General features: G+C 73.0%; 14 protein-coding genes. 5 read left to right on the plus strand and 9 right to left on the minus strand.

Going from position 1 to position 17487, the window contains the following annotated elements; translation table 11 throughout:
* Position 1: 1 nt before the first annotated feature.
* Both ACQPZZ_RS25325 and ACQPZZ_RS25330 read right to left on the minus strand, forming a co-directional pair.
* Positions 2-1261, minus strand: a complete 1260-nt coding sequence (locus ACQPZZ_RS25325) for an MFS transporter (RefSeq protein ID WP_432922825.1) — start codon at positions 1259-1261, stop codon at positions 2-4.
* A 263-nt stretch (positions 1262-1524) separates the two neighbouring features.
* Complete coding sequence (locus ACQPZZ_RS25330) at positions 1525-2568, minus strand: LacI family DNA-binding transcriptional regulator (protein WP_432922828.1); 1044 nt, start codon at positions 2566-2568, stop codon at positions 1525-1527.
* A 323-nt stretch (positions 2569-2891) separates the two neighbouring features.
* On the opposite strand from ACQPZZ_RS25330, the gene ACQPZZ_RS25335 reads away from it, so the two are divergent.
* Together ACQPZZ_RS25335 and ACQPZZ_RS25340 are read left to right on the plus strand one after the other, a co-directional pair.
* Positions 2892-5249 carry a glycoside hydrolase family 3 N-terminal domain-containing protein gene (locus ACQPZZ_RS25335; protein WP_432922831.1) on the plus strand — a complete coding sequence of 786 codons (2358 nt, stop codon included), beginning with the start codon at positions 2892-2894 and terminating at the stop codon, positions 5247-5249.
* Between the two features lie 160 nt (positions 5250-5409).
* On the plus strand, positions 5410-7659 hold the full coding sequence (locus ACQPZZ_RS25340) for a glycoside hydrolase family 3 C-terminal domain-containing protein (RefSeq protein WP_432922834.1): 2250 nt from the start codon (positions 5410-5412) through the stop codon (positions 7657-7659).
* A 106-nt stretch (positions 7660-7765) separates the two neighbouring features.
* On the opposite strand, the gene ACQPZZ_RS25345 is transcribed toward ACQPZZ_RS25340, so the two are convergent.
* Complete coding sequence (locus ACQPZZ_RS25345) at positions 7766-8851, minus strand: hypothetical protein (protein ID WP_432922837.1); 1086 nt, start codon at positions 8849-8851, stop codon at positions 7766-7768.
* A gap of 188 nt (positions 8852-9039) precedes the next feature.
* Between ACQPZZ_RS25345 and ACQPZZ_RS25350 the strand changes: the two genes are divergently transcribed.
* Complete coding sequence (locus ACQPZZ_RS25350) at positions 9040-10065, plus strand: ATP-binding protein (RefSeq protein ID WP_432922840.1); 1026 nt, start codon at positions 9040-9042, stop codon at positions 10063-10065.
* A 26-nt stretch (positions 10066-10091) separates the two neighbouring features.
* Entirely contained in the window at positions 10092-10253 is a 162-nt protein-coding gene (locus ACQPZZ_RS25355) for a response regulator transcription factor (protein WP_432934535.1), read from the plus strand.
* A 285-nt stretch (positions 10254-10538) separates the two neighbouring features.
* On the opposite strand, the gene ACQPZZ_RS25360 is transcribed toward ACQPZZ_RS25355, so the two are convergent.
* Both ACQPZZ_RS25360 and ACQPZZ_RS25365 read right to left on the minus strand, forming a co-directional pair.
* Positions 10539-12386: a CheR family methyltransferase gene (locus ACQPZZ_RS25360; RefSeq protein ID WP_432922843.1), complete on the minus strand. Its 1848-nt coding sequence runs from the start codon at positions 12384-12386 to the stop codon at positions 10539-10541.
* Between the two features lie 9 nt (positions 12387-12395).
* Positions 12396-13421 (minus strand): chemotaxis protein CheB, encoded by a 1026-nt coding sequence (locus tag ACQPZZ_RS25365; RefSeq protein ID WP_432922846.1) that lies wholly within the window; start codon positions 13419-13421, stop codon positions 12396-12398.
* 105 nt (positions 13422-13526) lie between these two features.
* Between ACQPZZ_RS25365 and ACQPZZ_RS25370 the strand changes: the two genes are divergently transcribed.
* Positions 13527-14216, plus strand: a complete 690-nt coding sequence (locus ACQPZZ_RS25370) for an STAS domain-containing protein (protein WP_432922849.1) — start codon at positions 13527-13529, stop codon at positions 14214-14216.
* Between the two features lie 109 nt (positions 14217-14325).
* Here the strand turns inward: ACQPZZ_RS25370 and ACQPZZ_RS25375 are convergent, their stop codons facing one another.
* From ACQPZZ_RS25375 to ACQPZZ_RS25390, 4 genes are all read right to left on the minus strand, one after another.
* A complete protein-coding gene (locus tag ACQPZZ_RS25375) occupies positions 14326-14793 on the minus strand; it encodes a carboxymuconolactone decarboxylase family protein (protein ID WP_432922852.1) in 468 nt (155 codons plus the stop codon).
* A gap of 54 nt (positions 14794-14847) precedes the next feature.
* Positions 14848-15222, minus strand: coding sequence for a hypothetical protein (locus ACQPZZ_RS25380; protein ID WP_432922855.1), 375 nt, complete (start codon positions 15220-15222; stop codon positions 14848-14850).
* Between the two features lie 115 nt (positions 15223-15337).
* Positions 15338-16558: an ROK family transcriptional regulator gene (locus tag ACQPZZ_RS25385; RefSeq protein ID WP_432922858.1), complete on the minus strand. Its 1221-nt coding sequence runs from the start codon at positions 16556-16558 to the stop codon at positions 15338-15340.
* 215 nt (positions 16559-16773) lie between these two features.
* Positions 16774-17376 carry a hypothetical protein gene (locus ACQPZZ_RS25390; protein ID WP_432922861.1) on the minus strand — a complete coding sequence of 201 codons (603 nt, stop codon included), beginning with the start codon at positions 17374-17376 and terminating at the stop codon, positions 16774-16776.
* Positions 17377-17487 lie beyond the last annotated feature (111 nt).

The raw sequence follows: 17487 nt of genomic DNA on the forward strand, positions 1-17487 counted from the left end.
ATCAGACGGGGTCCGGGCGGCTCGCCAGCGCGTCGTACCTGCGGAAGGCGGACACGCCGAAGCCGGCCACCAGCACGAGGACGGCGCACACCAGGCCGCCGCCCGCCCAGGAGGGCACGAGCCCGAAGGCGTCCGCGGTGGCCCCCGCCCGCAGGTCGCCCAGTCGGGGACCGCCCGCGACGACGACCATGAACACCCCCTGCAGGCGTCCGCGCATCTCGTCGGGCGCGTACGTCTGCAGGATCGTCTGCCGCCACACGGCGGAGGCGAGGTCGATCGCGCCCCCGATCGCCAGCAGCGCCACGACCAGCCACAACGGCTGCGCCAGCGCCGCAGCGGCCACTGTCACGCCCCACAGGGCGATCACGAGCGTGAGCGCCACACCCTGGCGGCGCACCCGGCCGACCCAGCCGGAGAAGACGCCGGCGACGACCGCCCCGATGGCGATGCTCGCCGACAGCCAGCCGAACGCCACCGCCGACCCGCCGAAACGCTCGGCCGCCAGCTCGGGGAACAGCGCCCTCGGCATCGCGAACGCCATCGCGATGATGTCCACCACGAACGACATGAGCACGACCGGCCTGCTCACCACGTAACCGAGCCCGTCGATCACCGAGCGCAGGCCCGGCCGGGAGACCTCGCCGACGGGCGCGAGCGGCGGCAGCCGTACGGCCGCGTAGAAGCCGGCCCCGAACAGCACGGCGTCGATGAGGTACGCCATGGCGTATCCGCCCTTGGCGAGCACCACGCCGGCCAGCAGCGGCCCGACCACCGTGCCGATGCTGCTGACGAGGAAGTTGAGAGTGTTGGCGGCGGGGACCCGCTCGGTGGGCACGATGCGGGGGATGATCGCCCCGCGCGTGGCCGAGGTGACGGCGAAGCCGATCGACTGCAGGGCGATGACGGCGAGGATGAGGTGGACGCTGCCGAGCCCCGACCAGGCGTGCAGCAGCAGGGCGACGGTCGACAGCCAGGCCACCACGGAACCGGCCAGCAGGAGCCGGCGGCGGTCCATCGCGTCGGCGACCGCGCCGCCCCACAGGCCGAAGACGACCAGCGGGACGAGGCTCACCGGCCCGAGCAGGCCCACCCACAGGGACGACCCGGTGATGGTGTACACCTGACCGCTCACGGCCACCGAGGTGAGCTGGAAGCCGATGAACGAGACCCCCTGACCCACCAGCAGCCGCCGGTAGGCGGGAATGCTCAGAGGCCTGGTGTCGAGGGCGACGCGCTTCAGAACGGCCTGTACCCCCGCCACCTCTACCTCACAGAACTGGTCATATAGAACATTTGACGCACTTTACCCCGATCACATTTGAAGGCTCACCGTCGGAGTATCCGGCAGGGATCAGGATGAACCGTTCGCGGCGCGCACGTGCGGCTCTCCTCCAGGCCACCCCCACCGGGGCCGACCGCGAGCCGAACGTTTCGGAGAAATCCCGAATCTTTCCGTCACAACGCCGCGCGTCTCACGCGCCCCGGACGACGGAGACACAGAATTTCTGTCGGTGTTCCGAAACTTCACGCGACGAGCGGGGCGGTGCTGGCGCGGACGACCAGGTTGGTGGTGAGCTCCAGGCGGTTCTGCGGCGGGCTCTCGCCGCGGGCGAGCGCGACCACCATGTCCGCGGCGGCGGCGGCCATCTCGGTGAGCGGCTGGCGGACCGTGGTCAGCGCGGGGATGAGCCACTGCGCCATCGGCACGTCGTCGAAGCCGACCACGCTCAGCTCGTCCGGGATGCGCAGCCCCATCTCGTGGGCCGCCTGGTACACGCCCATGGCCTGCGCGTCGTTGAAGGCGAACACGGCGGTCGGGCGCCGGGGCAGCGCGAGCAGGAAGCGGGCGTGCGCCATGCCGTCCTGGGCGCTGAAATCGCCCTGCCGGACGAGCTCCGGGTCCGTCGGCACGCCGGCGGTGTCCATGGCGGCGCGGAAACCGTCGAGCCGCGCCCGGCTGGACAGGGCGTGGGCGGGCCCGGTGATGAGGCCGATGCGCCGGTGTCCCAGCTCCAGCAGGTGCCGTGCGGCCGACAGGCCGCCGCTCCAGTTGCCGGCTCCCACCGAGGGCAGCTCGTGCCCGGGATCGCCGGTGGGATCGACCAGCACGAGGGGGATGTCCCGCGTCCTGAGCTGCTCGCGCTGGGCCCGGGTGAGGCCGGAGAAGACCACGATCACGCCGCAGGGACGGCGGCCGATCACGCCCTCGATCCAGCCCCTGGCGGGAGGGTGGCGCTCCTGCAGCTCCGAGACGACCACCGCCAGGTCGTGCTCACGCGCCACCTGCTCGACCCCCTTGATGACCTCCATCGCGTACGCGCCCTCCAGCTCGTGGAAGACCAGTTCGATGAGAGGGGTCGCGGCCGGGCGCTTCTTCTGCCGGCGGTACCCGTGCTCGCGGATCAGGTCCTCGACCAGGGCGCGGGTCTCGGGGGCGACCTCGGATCTTCCGTTGACGACCTTGGAGACGGTCGCGGGGGACACCCCCGCCAGCTCGGCGATCTGGGCGATGGTCAGCGGCCGGGAGGGCGCGCGGTCCGGAGGTGTCGGCTCCCTGGTCGTCGTCATACGCCGCAGTTTAGCGCCAACTTTCGGACATTCACCCGAATGTTTCGGATGTCACACTGCCGGTTCCTTGACGCACTCCAGCGCAGCGACCTAGAGTCCACATAAACTATCGGTCCTGATTTAGAAACTTTCGGACGACGACGGTCCAGGCGACAGTCCGGATGAACAGTGCGGATGAACAGGGGGCGCTCGATGCGGTTGCTCGTGTACCGCCGTCTGCCGCCGCCGCGGCACGGGTACCACCGGGCCGATCGCCACCGGAACTCCGTACGGCGTCTTGCGGGGCCGAGCCCGACGCGATGGATCGACAAGCAAGGGATGTCATGACATTCGTAGACGCGCCGGGCATCGCGCCCTGGCGGGACGGCGGCCGGCCCCTCGACGAGCGCGTCGAGGCGCTGCTGGCCGAGATGACGCTGGAGGAGAAGGTCGCCCAGCTCGGATCGGTCTGGACCGACATCTCGACGGCCGGATCGGAGGCCGCCGCCGGCAACGTCGCCCCGTTGCAGGACCTGTTCATGAAGGACGGCGCCGACCTCGCCGGCCGGATGCGCGACGGCGTCGGCCACCTCACCCGCGTGTACGGCACGGCGCCGGTGAGCCCGGCGGAGGGGGCGGCCGGGCTGCGCCGGCTGCAGGAGCAGGTGATCGCCGCCAACCGGTTCGGCATCCCGGCGATCGCCCACGAGGAGTGCCTGACCGGGTTCGCCACCTACGGCGCGACCGCCTATCCCACCCCGCTGGCCTGGGCCGCGACCTTCGATCCCGCGCTGGTGCGGCGTATGGCCCGGGCCATCGCCGACGACCTGCGGGCGGTCGGCGTCCACCAGGGCCTGTCGCCGGTCCTCGATGTGGTGCGCGACTACCGGTGGGGCCGGGTCGAGGAGACGCTCGGCGAAGACCCCTACCTCGTCGGCCAGATCGGCGCGGCGTACGTGCGCGGGCTGGAGGAGACCGGCGTCATCGCGACGCTCAAGCACTTCGCCGGGTACGCCGCCTCCCGGGCGGGCCGCAACCACGCCCCGGTCAGCATCGGTCCCCGGGAGATGGCCGACGTGATCCTCCCGCCGTTCGAGACGGCGATCCGCGAGGGCGGCGCGCGGTCGGTCATGAACTCCTACACCGACATCGACGGCGTGCCGGTCGCCGCCAACGCCGACCTGCTGCGGCGCGTGCTGCGCGACCAGTGGGGCTTCGACGGCACGGTCGTCGCCGACTACTGGGCGGTGCCGTTCCTCGCCATGAACCACAACGTCGCCGAGGACGAGGCGCACGCGGGCGTCATCGCGCTGCGCGCGGGCATCGACGTGGAGCTCCCCGAGACGGTCGGCTACGGCTCCCGGATGGTGGAGCAGGTGCGGGCCGGCCGCGTGGAGGAGTCGCTGGTCGACGACGCGGTCCGCCGGGTGCTGCGGCAGAAGATCGCGCTGGGCCTGCTGGACGACGGGCCCCTCGTGCCCGACGGCGCCGGCGAGGTCGATCTGGACAGCCCCCGCAACCGCGACCTGGCCCGCGAGGTGGCCGAACGCTCGGTGGTGCTGCTGAGCAACCCCGCCGGCGTGCTGCCGCTGGCCGCGGACACGTCCGCGCGGATCGCCGTCATCGGACCCTGCGCGGACGACCCGCGGACCCTGCTCGGCTGCTACGCCTTCCCCAACCACGTGCTCGACCGCTTCCCCGATCACGGGATGGGCCTGCCCGTCGCCCCCGTCCTCGACTGCCTGCGGGCCGAGTTCCCCACCGCCGACCTGCGGTTCGCGCGGGGCGCGGACGTGTCCGGCGACGACGCCTCGGGCATCGCCGAGGCCGCCGCCCTGGCCGCGGACTCCGACCTCGTGCTGCTGTTCGCCGGCGACCGGGCCGGACTGTTCGGCAACGGCACCTCAGGCGAGGGCTGCGACGCCGCGCACCTCGGCCTGCCCGGAGTGCAGGACGAGCTGGCCGAGGCGGTCCTGGCGACCGGCACGCCGGTCGTGCTGGTCGTGGTCTCCGGCCGGCCGTACGCGGTGGGCGCCCACGCCGGCCGGGCCGCGGCCGCGCTCCAGGCGTTCCTGCCGGGCGTGGAGGGCGGCGCGGCGATCGCGGGAGTGCTCAGCGGCCGGGTCGAGCCCTCGGGCCGCCTGCCCGTCCAGATCCCCGGCTCCCCGTTCGTCACCCCCTCCACCTACCTGCAGCCGCCCCTGGGGCTGCGGACGGACGGGATCTCCGTGTCCGACCCGACACCGGCGTTCCCCTTCGGCCACGGCCTGTCGTACACGACGGTCCGCTACGACGCGCTGGCCACCTCCGCGGAGCGGTGCCCCACGGACGGCACGGTCGAGGCGCGGGTGACCGTCACCAACACCGGCGCCAGGGCGGCCGAGGAGGCCGTGCAGCTGTACGCCTCCGACCCGGTGGCCCTGGTGGCCCGTCCCGTCGCGCAACTCGTGGGCTTCGCCCGGGTGCCGCTCGCGCCCGGCGAGACCCGCGAGGTGGTCTTCGAGGTGCCGGCCGACGCCTTCTCCTACACCGGGCCCGACCTGCGCCGCATCGTCGAGCCGGGGGTGATCGCGCTCACCGCGGGCCCGTCGGCCGCCGACCGCCCGCTGCGCGCCGAGATCCTGCTGACCGGCGACACCGTCGCGCTCGGCCGGGACCGGCGGCTCACCACCCGCGCGCGGGTGCCGGAACCGGCCTCCTGACCGTGACCCGCGTCCGGCGGGCGGCGACGCGCCGCCCGCCGGACCGCGTCCCGGCGCCATGCCCGGCGACACCCGCCCGTCCCCCGCCGCAGCACCCGCGCTGCTCCTTGCACGACAGAAGAACGATATGAATCCTCCCCACGGAAGGAGAGCGTCCCCGATGGCCCGGACCCACCTCGACGCGCTCAGGCTGGACGCGCTGACGCTGGAGCAGAAGGCCTCACTGCTGTCGGGCCGGGACTTCTGGACGACCAAACCGCTGGAGGAGGCCGGGATCCCCTCCGTGGCGCTGTGCGACGGACCGCACGGCATCCGCCGGGAGGCCGGCGGCTCCGACCATCTCGGCATCAACGAGAGCCTGCCCGCCACCTGTTTCCCGCCGGCGGTCGCGGTGGGATCGAGCTGGGACGCCGAAGTCGCCGCCCGGATCGGCGCCGCGGTCGGCCGGGAGGGCCGGGCCCTCGGCGTGGCGGTCGTGCTCGGCCCCGGCGTGAACATCAAGCGTTCGCCGCTGTGCGGGCGCAACTTCGAGTACTACTCCGAAGACCCCCTGCTGTCGGGCGTCCTGGGGGCGGCGCACGTCGCCGCGCTGCAGGCCGAGGGACCGGGCGCCTCGGTCAAGCACTTCGCCGCCAACAACCAGGAGACCGAGCGCATGCGGGTCAGCGCGGACGTGGACGAGCGCACCCTGCGCGAGATCTACCTCCCCGCGTTCGAGCGGGTGGTTACCCGGGCCAGGCCCGCCACCGTGATGTGCTCCTACAACCGCGTCAACGGCGTCCACGCCTCCCAGAACAGGTGGCTGCTCACCGACGTCCTGCGCCGCGAGTGGGGCTTCACCGGCGCCGTCGTCTCCGACTGGGGCGCCGTCCAGGACCGGGTCGCCGCGCTGGCCGCCGGGCTGGACCTGGAGATGCCGGGAACCGGCGGCGCGGGCGACCGGCGCATCGTGGAGGCCGTCCGCGCGGGCGACCTCGACGAGGCCGTGGTGAACGCGAGCGTCCGCCGCGTCGTCGCCCTCACCCGGCGCCGCGGCGGGGTGTCCGGCGCGTTCGACGCCGACGCCCACCACGCGCTCGCGCGCGAGCTCGCCGCGGAATGCGCCGTGCTGCTCAAGAACGAGGACGACACGCTCCCCCTCTCGGCGGGCGCCCGCGTCGCCGTGATCGGCGAGTTCGCGGTCAGGCCCCGCTTCCAGGGCGGCGGCAGCTCCCACGTCAACGCCACCCGGGTCGACGCGGCGCTTGACGCGATCCGCGCCCTCGCCCCGGAGGCCGCCTACGCGCAGGGGTTCTCGCTGGACGGATCGGGCGACGCGCGCGAGCTGCGCGAGGCGGCGGCCGAGGCCGCCGCGGCCGCCGACGTCGCGGTCGTCTTCGCCGGTCTGAGCGAGCGGGAGGAGTCCGAGGGGTTCGACCGGGAGACGATCGGCCTGCCCGCCGTCCAGGTCGAGCTGATCCGCGCCGTCGCCGCCGCGGCCCGCCGTACCGTGGTCGTCCTGTCCAACGGCGGCGTCGTCTCGCTGGAGGGCTGGCACGACGACGTGGACGCCGTCCTGGAAGGCTGGCTGCTCGGTCAGGCGGGCGGCTCCGCCGTCGCCGATCTGCTCTTCGGCGTCGTGAACCCCTCCGGGCGCCTCGCCGAGAGCATCCCGGTCCGGCTGCAGGACACGCCGAGCTACCTCAACTTCCCCGGCGAGGCCGGGCACGTCCGCTACGGCGAGGGCGTCATGGTCGGCTACCGCTACTACGAGACGGTCGAGCTGCCGGTGCGCTATCCCTTCGGCCACGGCCTGAGCTACACGACGTTCGCGATCCGCGGCCTCAAGGTCGTCCGTACGGGCGACGACACGGCGACCGTCACCGTGACGGTGACCAACACCGGTGCGCGGCCCGGCAAGCACGTCGTTCAGGTCTACGTGGCCACCTCCGCGGGTCCCGTACGCCGCCCCGCCCGGGAGCTGCGGGCCTTCACGAAGGTCGCACTCGCTCCCGGCGAGTCGCGTACGGTCACCCTCCCCCTCGACCGGCGGGCGTTCGCCTACTACGACGTCCCGCTCGGCCGGTGGGTCGTCGCGCCGGGCGACTACACGATCCAGATCTGCGAGAACGCCTCGTCCGTCACGGCCGAGACGACGATCGGCCTCGACGGCGACGCCGCCGTCCCCGTGGTGTCGCTCGACTCCACGCTCGGCGAGTGGCTCTCCCACCCGCTCGCCGGCCCGGCTCTCCTGAAGGTCCTCACCGGCGGCGGGAGGAGCGAGCGGCCCGCGGAGAACGACGCCGACGGGCTGCGGATGGCCTCGTCGATGCCGATGGGGCGGTTCCTGACCTTCGCCGGCATCGACGTCCCCCATGCGACCCTGCGGGAGCTGGTGGAGCTGGGCGGATCGGGCGGCGCCGCCGCCTAGTGGGAGCTACCGGGTCGTCTGATCAGGCAGACTCGGTGCCTGGTAGCCGCCGGTGACCCGCTCCCCGTGTGCGCCCGTCCGGCGCCGGAGGCCGGTGAGGACCGCCTCACGAACGTGCTCGCCGTCCCCCGGCCTGCGCCGCCGGCCCGATGTCGCGGCCGGCCTCCGCCGGGTGCCCCTCCCGCTTTCGGCGCAGACGGTAGGAGACGGTGGCGACGGCGAGCGCGCCGCCCCAGATCGGCCAGAAGCATTCCGGCAGCCAGGCGCCCCACTCGTCGAGGGCGAACCGGCCGGCGATGGTCCACCGGATGTAGGTCAGCCCGGCCACGGTGATGATGATCGAGACGAACCCGGCGGGGACGACCGCGAGCGGCGGCGGCACCCTCCGCCCGCGCAGGAGGGGCAGCCATCGGGGGAAGACCTCGCCCCATCGCTGCGTCAGGCCGAGGGTGAGCAGGCCGCCGAACGCGCCGAAGGTCGCGAGATAGGCCCCCGCCAGCCACATGCCGTCGTCCTGGCCTTCCGCCAGGAACTCCCGGCTGATGCCGAGCGGGATGCCCAGCGCCCACGCCCACCGGGTGGCGCAGTACAGCAGCGGCACCGCGACCGCCACGTACACCGCCCGGCGTCCCCGCTCCGGGGTGAACCGGCTCGCCCGTTCCTGCCGCCGGCTGTAGGCCAGCGCCGCGGCGGCCAGCAGCAGTCCCCCGAGCACGCACACGAGCTGGTTGAGCACCGGCCACGGCCAGGCGTCGGCGAGGGTGGCGCCGCCCAGGCTCCAGCCGAAGACCGGCGCGACCAGCAGCAGCGGCGTGTAGGCGACGCCCATCATCACCCGGGAGTCGGGGATCACCAGAATCAGCAGAGCGGCGATCGGCCAGGCCAGGACCAGCGGAATCCGGCTGCCGCTTCCGCGGGTCAATGCCAGCGCCGTCACGGCGGTCAGCAGCGCGAAGGCGGCGATCCACCAGCCGAAGCGCGGCGTCGCGCCGGCCAGGATCGACAGCGCCCGGTCCGGATCGGGGTCCGACGGTCCCCAGGGAAAGCCCGGCATCCCCAGTGCCCACGCGGCGCCGAGCACTCCGTAGGCCAGCGCCCACAGTGCCGACCACAGTGCCGACCACCGCGCAGACCACAGCGCAGACCACCGTGCCGCCGCATGGCCTCTCCGGCCGTAGGAATCAGTTCTCATGTGATCAATGTCGCGGGAGGGCCCGCCCCCGGGCCATATGCCGTTCGGCAGGTCCTGCCCTGCGTGAACGTGCCGTTCTGCACCCTCCGGCCGATGGGGCCGGGCGCGTATCGTCTCCGGGTGAGCATGGTTCCGGTCGTCGCCGCCGTCGTGCCGGCGCCGGTCGCCGTCGTGACGGCGCCACGGCGTTGTTCCGGCCGAAGCCGAGGTCGCGCCTGGCCCTGGCGGCCGGTGCGGCGGCGACCCTGTCCCTGGCCGTCACGCTGGTGCACCTCGCCGGCGGGCCGCGGCACACGCGGATCGCCGACGTGTCCGGAATGGCCGAGAGCGTGGCCCTCATGGTGCTGGCCGGCCTGGTGATCCGGTACGCGCCGCCGAGAGCCGCCGCACCGGCGGCCGCGGCGGCGATCGCGGCGGCGGCCGTGTGGGTGCTCCGCGTCTACGCCCCCGCTTCATGGTTGGAAGGAGTGGGGGTGTGCGCGTTCTGGGGAACGGGCGCGCTTGTCGCCGCCGGGGTGGGCGCCTACCTGCGTCTCCTCGACGTACGGCAGGAGCGCGCTGTGGCCGACACCCGGACCGCCCTGCGGCTGCGACTGACCCAGGACCTGCACGACTTCGTCGCCCACGACATCAGCGAGATGGTCGCCCACGCCCAGGCGGGCAGGGTCGCGGGCGATCCGCTTCAGGCCCTCGAACGCGTCGAGGCCGCCGGGCAGCGAGCCATGTCGATGCTCGACCGCACCCTGGACATGCTCCGGCACGACCGGCCCCGCGTCCCCGCCGGCGACCTGAACAGCATCCGCGAGGCCGCCGCACGGTTCTCGGCCGCCGGCCCCGCGCGCGTCCGGCTGAGCATGAACACGCCGGTGACGGTCCCCGCGGAGACCGCGGCCCTCGCCTACCGGATCGTGGTCGAAGGACTCACCAACGTCCGGCGGCACGCTCCCCGGGCCGGCCGGGTCGACCTCGGCCTCACCGCCACGGGCGACGTCCTGGAGATCACGATGATCGACGACGGGGCGGGCCGGGCCCCCGGCCGCCGGCGCGGCGGGGCCGGGCTGGCCGGCCTCGCGGCCCTCGTGCGGGAGCAGGGCGGCGAGCTCGTCGCACGGGCCGTACCGGACGGGTGGTCGCTGACCGCCCGCCTGCCGCGCTCACCGTCCGGCTGCTGCGCGAACGTGGACCGGCGCGTGAGACGACCGGTGTCGTCCTAACCGAGCGCGAGGACGAGATCGTGGCCATGGTCGCGCACGGCAAGACCAACGCCGAGATCGCCGCGGAGCTGTTCCTCTCCCCCGGCACGGTCAAGAACCACGTCGCGTCCATCCAGCGCAAGATCGGAGCCAGGAACCGCGTCGCCATCGCCGTCTGGGCCTGGTCCACCGGCAGAACCGCACCGTGAACCCCGGACGGAGAAGACATCCGGCATTGCCGATTGTCGGACCGGGATGTCAAAAACGCCCGCCGCGTCCCTAGGATGGTGATCGTTCGAAGCCGCGGACCCGGGCATCGGAGGGCAGGGCATGCACGAGGAGCAGGCTCCCGCGTGGGTGGTGGAGCCCGGCGTCGTGCCGGTGCGCCGGTGGCGGCCCGAGCCCACCGAGCCGGAGGAGGACGGCATGCCGGGAGGCGCCATCCTGGGCGGGGTCGGCCTCGTCACCTCAGGCCGGGGCGGAGGCCGGCGACCTCACTCCCTGTTCATGACCAGGATCAGCCCACGCACCGACGCGTCGTCCTCGTGGAGCGGCGCCAGCGTGACGGCGAGCCGGACGGGGCGGCCCCGGCGGTTGACGGCCTCGACGATCGCCGGGTCTTTCCGGCCACCCGCGGCCGGCTCCCCGTCGAGCACGCGCCGCACCACGGGCAGCAGCCGATCGACAGGCAGGCCGATGTCGAGTGAGGCCAGGTCACGGCCGCCCGCCTCGTCGGCGCGCAGCCCCCACAGTTCCTCCGCGCCCGCGCTCCACAGCAGCACCCGCAGGTCCCGGTCGGCGACGACGACCACGTCGCCGAGCGAGCGCACCACCGAGGCGACGAACCGGTTGGCCCGGTCGAGCTCCAGAGTGCGGGCGTTGAGCGTCTCGTTGATCTGCTGGAGCTCGTCGTTGCTCGACTGGAGCTCCTCGTTCATCGTCTCCAGTTCCTCGTTGGTCGACTGAAGCTCCTCGTTGGTCGTCTCCAGTTCCTCGTTGGTCGACTGAAGCTCCTCGTTGGTGGTCTCCAGTTCCTCGTTCAGCGACTGCAGCTCCTCGTAGGCGTGCTCGAGCTCCTTGTTGGCCTGCTCCAGTTCGTCGCGCAGCCGCCGATAACGGGTGACGTCGTGGAAGTTGACGGTGACCCCGACGAGTCCGCCGGTCCTGTCCGTGAGCGGAACGACCACGACGTCGAAGATGCTCGGCTCCTGCGCGCCGGGGCGCTGCCAGACGACGTCGTGGAGCTCGACCGCACGCAGGTCCAGCTCGGCCTGCTCGATCAACGACCTCAGCTCGACGGGCCGGTAGGACATTTCGAGATCCTGGAACGGGCTGCCCACGTCGCGGGCCCGCAGGCCGAACAGGACCTCGGCGCGGGTGTTGAGCAGGGCGAGCCTGCCCGCCGCGTCCAGCGTGATCTGGGCGACGGGACCGGAGGCGAGCGCCGCGCCCTGCAGCCGCGGAAGGCGCGTGTTCTCCTCCTGCTGTGCCGCCGGCGAGTTCCAGCCGATGCGCGTCCCGTTCGCGGGCCGGGGGGTCTTCCTGAACAGGCGCATGCGCAGGTCCACCGGCTCGAACCTGTCGCCGTGGTTCAGCAGCATCTCCGCCTTGCCCAGGAAGAGGTAACCGGGGTCGGCGAGGGCGAAATGGAACTTGCGGACGATGTTGAGCTGCGTCTCGGCGTTGAAGTACATCAGCGTGTTGCGCGCGAGCAGCAGATCCACCCGGGAGATCGGGGCGTCCCTGGTGAGGTCGTTGCGGCCGAAGATGAGCTGGCGGCGCAGGTCCCGGCGGAAGGCGAACCCCGCCTCCACCGGCTCGAAGTACCTGTCCCGCAGCTCGGGCGGCATGTCGGCGATCTTGCGCTCGTCGTAGAACGCCGTACGGGCCGTCTGCAGGGCCTTCTCGTCCAGGTCGGTGCCGTAGACCTTGACCCGCTCCAGGAACTCGTCCGGCCCCAGCTCCTCCGCCAGAGCGATGGCGAGGCTGTACGCCTCCTCGCCGGTGGCGCACCCCGCGCTCCAGGCCCGGATCGGCCGGCAGCCGCCCTTGGCCGCGATGATCGGGCGGATGGCCCTGTCCCGCAGGACCCGCCAGGCCTGCGGGTCCCGGAAGAACCCGGTGACGTTGATCAGCAGGCTGTCGAAGAGGACCTCGAACTCACCCGGCTCCAGCTCCAGATAGTCGCGGTACTCCCCCGTCGTCTCGAGCTTGAGCGCCTCCAGCCGCCGCGCGACCCTGCGCTGCAGTGTGCTGCGCTTGTACCCGGTGAAGTCGAACCCCCGGGTCTCCTTCAGCATCAGCAGGAGGTCGTCGAACTCGCGGTCCTCGCCGGTGACCATGGTTTCACGCTATCGCCGCTGGTCGCCGGGGGTGACGGCGGCAGGCGCCTCGCGGCCGATCCGGCTCTGCAGGTGACGCAGGGTCTCCAGGGCCTCCCGGTCACGGTCCGTCTGCTGCCGGAGGCGGCGTACCACCAGGGCCTGCCCCCGCTCCTCCGCGTGGCCCAGCATCCGCGTCAGGAGCCGCAGCCGTTCCTCGATCCGCAGGATCGCCACCCAGAAGGCCCGTTCGACGGCCTCCGCCTGCCCGTCGATCATGCTCTCCATCGACCAGGCGTGACCCACCATGCACTGGTAGTGCCCGTCGGGAGACGAGACCACCTCGTACAGCGGCCCGTTGCAGTCAGGGCAGGTCAGGGCGCTCAACCGGCCCGGGGGCGGGACCGGCGGGCCGGCCGAGAAAAAGGCCGACAACTCATGCTGGAGCTTCCGGTCCACCGCGATCTCCTCAGCCGCCCGCGTCCCGGTGCATTCCCGCACGATCCACTCCGCGATCAGCGGTACGGAGGACACCATCGGCCGCGTCGTCGCGGCGATGGCGGCGCGCGGCATGCCGTCGAACGGACTCTCCTCGGGGTCCTGCACGGCCACCAGCCCGCCGCGGCGCTCCACTTCCGCGCAGCCCCGCGCCCCGTCGTCGAGGGTGCCGCTCAGGATGACGGCGAGGACCCGCGGCCCCGCGAAGGCGGCCGCGCTGAGGAACAGGGGATCGGCGGCCGGGCGGTGCCCGTTGTGCCGGGGTCCTCCGGACAGCCGGACGCTCTCGCCGTCCAGCAGCAGATGGAGATCGGGAGGCGCCACGTAGACGCGCCCGTGCCGCAGCGGCTCGCCGTCCTGCGCCGCGGCCGACTTCAGCGGTCCCGCACGATCCAGGATGCCCGGCAGGGCGCTGCCCGCCCGCGGCGAGATGTGGAGGACGACGAAGACGGAGGCCCGCAGGTCGGCCGGGAGGTTGCCGAGCAGCGTACGCAGAGCTTCGATCCCTCCCGCGGAGGCGGCGACGACCACGACATCCCGGTGGACGAGCGCATCCATATTCGCCCCATATCCTGGAAGTGCCGGGGTCATGCGGAGCGCTCGGAAAAGAAATTCGATCGCCGATGCCCGTCTCCCTCCTCGCACGGGGTAAGGAGGTCACCCATGGAACTGTGGGTGAAGGTCACACAGCGCGAATCGGACTCCGCCGTGGTGAGCATCAGCGGAGAGATGGATTTCTTCAGCTGCGAGCGGTTCGAGAGGGTCGTCGCGCCGCTGCTCGCGGACGGCTGCGTGCACCTGGTGCTCGACGCGGTCCGCCTGAAGTTCTGCGACCTGGCCGGGGTGCGTGCGCTGGAGCGCGTGCACACCGCCGCCGCGGCGGCCTCGGGAGGTCTCATCGTCTGGGCGAGCCGCCCCCTCGGCCGTCTGCTCGCTCTCCTGTGGCCGGAGGGACGGCCGGGACGCCCGACCGTCGTACGCGCCGCGCCCGTGGCGCCGCTGGAGCGGAGGCTCGTCCTGCTGCCCGGCCCGCGTGGAGGGTTCGGCCGGCGCCCCGTCGCGTCCGTCCGCTCCGGGGAGACGGCGCCCCGCATGCCCGGCCGGGACAGCCGGGAGGCGCTGCTGGAGCGCTCGCGGCTGCTGTGCGAGGAGGCCAGGACCCGCGTGGCGACCATGTACGAGAAGACGGCGTCGATGTGCACGGGCCTGGCGGACGCCCAGGAGCGCCTCGCGGCCCTCCACAACGCCCTCGCGGAGCGGCCGCGTGCCGGCCTGTCCTGCGACGGAGACTCCCACCTGACCAAGGCGGACGGCTTCCGCCGCCAGGCCGCCTCGTTCGCCCGCCCCTGGTAGTGCTTCGTCAGGCCGGCACACGAAATCACACCGCTCAGCTGAACGGCTTCCAGCGGTTCGATCCCTGTGGCCGGCCCGCCGTGCGCAGCATCTCAACGGCCCAGCTGAATCAATCGCGAGGCTGCGCCGGCATCCGCAGCGGGACACCGAATCGGTTGAAGGCGTTCATCAGAGCCACCTGGACGACCAGCGCGCCGAGTTCCTCGTCGGTCATGAGGTCGCGGACGCCGGCCCAGACCTCGTCGCTGACGCCGTGCGGGGTCAGCGTCGTCGCGGCCTCGGTGTACTCGAGCGCCGCCCGCTCCGCCGGGGTGAACAGCGCCGATTCGCGCCACGCGGATAGCTGGATTATGCGGTTCAGCGATTCGCCCTGCTCCAGAGCATCGTGGCTGTGCAGGTCGATGCAGTGCACGCAGTGGTTGATCTGCGAAGTACGCAGCTTGACCAGCTCGCGGATGGTCGGATCGAGTGGCGAGGTGAGAATGGCCTGGTCCGCGGCGTAGAGCGCCTTGACGGCCTTTGGGGCGGCCGTCCGCAGGTCGAGGCGGGGCTCACCGGTGTGCACGTGCGTGGTCATGATTTCTCCTTCAGGCGTGGATACGTTGTCGAGCCAGGCGTGCGCCGGCGGGGGTCACGAGGACTGCGCGGCTGACCAGTCGTCGTAGGTGGTGCGCCCGATCCGGGCGGCACCGAGCGGAACCAGCGAGTCCCGCACGATCGGTACGCCGAAGTAACCGGCGCCGGCGTCCGGCATGAGGGGGCGCTCATCACCTCGCGCGGCGAGCGCCGGACCGATGAAACGAGCGAACGCCGCGCGTTCCGGCCCCGCGACCTCGATCACGCCGTCGAGCGGGGCGGAGGTGGCTACGTCCACGAGCGCGGCGGCGACGTCGGCCGCAGCGACCGGCTGAAGGTCCGCGGTGGGCGGCACGATCACGTCGCCCTTGGCCATGCCGGCGCCCATGGCCGTCAGGTTCTCGAAGAACTGTGTCGCCCGCGGTGTCATACGGCCCCGGCCCACAGGCCGCCTTGCAGCGCAGGAGTCACACCGCAACGCCTGCACGGTGTCCGCGGAGGCCGGAACGCGAGATCTTCTGTGGCCTTCCAGCGCTCCCCGGCTGTCAGAGGGCCATGGCACGCTTCCGCGGCGCCGTCCGGTGAGCGGCGCCACGGCGCCGCATCTCCGCGAGCACCTCCAAAGGACTGGCCAGGAGCCTGGAGAAGGCCAGCTCCGCCGCGCCGACCAGAGTGGTGTCGTCCCCGAGCGCCGACACCCGCAGCCGCACCTGCTCCCGCGAGATCAGCATGGCGTTCGCCTCCACCCTGCGGCGGACCTGCGCCGCCGAGCCCGGGTACACGTCCCGCAGCATGCCCCCGAAGATCACGATGCCCGGGTTGAAGAGGTTGATCAGGTTCGCCACGCCGATGCCCAGCCAGTCGCCGATCCGGTGCAGCGCCTCCGCCGCCGCCGCGTCCCCGGCTTCCGCGGCCTCGACCACGGCGCGGACGCCCTCGCGGCCGCTCAGCTCGCCCGAGCGGCCCGCCGCGTCGATCAGGGCGTGCTCGCCGACCTCGGCCTCCAGGCAGCCTCGCGAGCCGCACATGCAGGGCCTCCCGTCGTACGGGTTCACCATCATGTGCCCCAGCTCGCACCCGTAGCCGCCGTCGCCGCCGAGCAGCTTGCCGCCGACGATGATCCCGCCGCCCACGCCGACGTCGCCGTGCAGGTAGATCAGGTTGTCGAAGCCGCGGCCCACGCCCCGCTCACGCTCGGCCAGCGCGCCGAGGTGTGCCTCGTTGCCCACCAGCACCGGAAGCCCGAGCCGGCCGCCCAGCTCCACGCCGAACGCCTGGTCCACCCACCCCATGTAGGGGCCGTACCGGACCGTGCCGTCGGTGGGGCGGATCATGCCGCAGTAGGCCGCGCCGACCCCGACGCAGACCGAGCCCGGGCGCGCGCCGCGCCGCAGCTCGCGGCCGAAGCCCGCGAGCACGCCGACGACGTCCTCCAGGTCGGCGCCCGCACGGGGCCTGACCGCCTCCCGGCGGTCGAGGATCTCGCCGCCCAGTCCCACCCTGGCGGCGACCAGGCGGTCGACGCGGACGTCGAAGGCCAGCACGTGCGCCCGATCGCGTTCCGGGCGGACCACCAGCGACGGCCGGCCCGCCCTGCCGGTGTCTCCGGGGAGCTCCTCGCTGACCAGGCCCGCCGCGGACAGCTCGGCGGTCAGCGCCATGATCGTGCTGCGGTTCAGGCCCATCCGGTCGGCCAGCTCCGAGCGGGAGAGCGGGCCGGCCAGGTGCACGTGCCGCAGCAGATCACCGAGATTGCGCCGGCGCATCTCCTCTTGGGACCGACCGGCTTTCGACATGGTGCGCACATCCTGACGACTCGGAGGAACTTCTCGTTGGCGGGCCGTGGACGGGAGGACGGGGACCGAACCCCTCCCTCGTCTTGAGATTACCAATGCGGACGTCCGCGGCGGAGCCCGCGTCCACAGCCGGGCCCGCTCACCGCGCCCACTCACCGCGCCCACTCACCGCGCCCCCAAGCGCGTCAGCGGTGCGACGGCACCGGAACCCGCGAAATCGGGACCCCCGGCACCGGACGGGGTGCGGGCGCCGGTCGCGGAACCGCGCGCCCGCGCTTGGCCGCCTGGGTGCCGGTCGCCCGCCCGCCCGCGGAGTCCGCCGCCTGCCGCGCCACGACCTCCGCCCGGGGCGTGGCTCCTCCCCCATGGGCCGCCACCCTCGAGCGGGTGGCCGCTCCGGCGCCGGGCGGCGCCTGCGGCGTCGGCGACGGCACGGGCGGATCGCCCGCGTACGGCATGCCGAGTGCCTGCACGATGTCGCACCCCCGGTTACCCCTGCACATCGCGTTCTGGATACCGGTTCCCCCGTTCGCGACGTTGATGGAGACCTGCTGAGTGCCGCGGTTGCGCGTGGCGTTCGAGGCGGTGAGCCCGGGGCCGGCGGCGTCCCTCTCGAGCCGGGCGGGCCGGAGCACGGACTCCTGGGGGCGAGGCGTCTCCCGCCCGTGCGCGTGCACGGCCCCGGCGGCGGGGGCCGCGGCGGCCAGCGCCACCACGACCGACGCCCAGGCGAGGAGACCGAGGCCGATCTTCCTCGTGGCCGTCCCGTCGTACCGCTGACAGTTCATCCCGCGCTCCCACCGGTCGCAACGCTCCGGGCGGCCCCTTTTCGCCCAGGCCTCGTCCACGCTAGTGAACCGCCGGTTCCCCGCACCTGGTGCGCGCGGCGTCTTACGGCA

The sequence above is a fragment of the Microbispora sp. CA-135349 genome (genome assembly GCF_050947365.1).
Lineage (GTDB): Bacteria > Actinomycetota > Actinomycetes > Streptosporangiales > Streptosporangiaceae > Microbispora.

Excerpts from the sequence above, each read along its gene's own strand:
- ACQPZZ_RS25385 (WP_432922858.1), bottom strand. The coding sequence starts at position 16,558 with ATGCGCCGGCGCAATCTCGGTGATCTGCTGCGGCACGTGCACCTGGCC.
- ACQPZZ_RS25340 (WP_432922834.1), top strand. The coding sequence starts at position 5,410 with ATGGCCCGGACCCACCTCGACGCGCTCAGGCTGGACGCGCTGACGCTG.
- ACQPZZ_RS25365 (WP_432922846.1), bottom strand. The coding sequence starts at position 13,421 with ATGGATGCGCTCGTCCACCGGGATGTCGTGGTCGTCGCCGCCTCCGCG.
- ACQPZZ_RS25375 (WP_432922852.1), bottom strand. The coding sequence starts at position 14,793 with ATGACCACGCACGTGCACACCGGTGAGCCCCGCCTCGACCTGCGGACG.
- ACQPZZ_RS25335 (WP_432922831.1), top strand. The coding sequence starts at position 2,892 with ATGACATTCGTAGACGCGCCGGGCATCGCGCCCTGGCGGGACGGCGGC.
- ACQPZZ_RS25345 (WP_432922837.1), bottom strand. The coding sequence starts at position 8,851 with ATGAGAACTGATTCCTACGGCCGGAGAGGCCATGCGGCGGCACGGTGG.
- ACQPZZ_RS25330 (WP_432922828.1), bottom strand. The coding sequence starts at position 2,568 with ATGACGACGACCAGGGAGCCGACACCTCCGGACCGCGCGCCCTCCCGG.
- ACQPZZ_RS25370 (WP_432922849.1), top strand. The coding sequence starts at position 13,527 with ATGGAACTGTGGGTGAAGGTCACACAGCGCGAATCGGACTCCGCCGTG.
- ACQPZZ_RS25360 (WP_432922843.1), bottom strand. The coding sequence starts at position 12,386 with ATGGTCACCGGCGAGGACCGCGAGTTCGACGACCTCCTGCTGATGCTG.
- ACQPZZ_RS25390 (WP_432922861.1), bottom strand. The coding sequence starts at position 17,376 with ATGAACTGTCAGCGGTACGACGGGACGGCCACGAGGAAGATCGGCCTC.
- ACQPZZ_RS25380 (WP_432922855.1), bottom strand. The coding sequence starts at position 15,222 with ATGACACCGCGGGCGACACAGTTCTTCGAGAACCTGACGGCCATGGGC.
- ACQPZZ_RS25355 (WP_432934535.1), top strand. The coding sequence starts at position 10,092 with ATGGTCGCGCACGGCAAGACCAACGCCGAGATCGCCGCGGAGCTGTTC.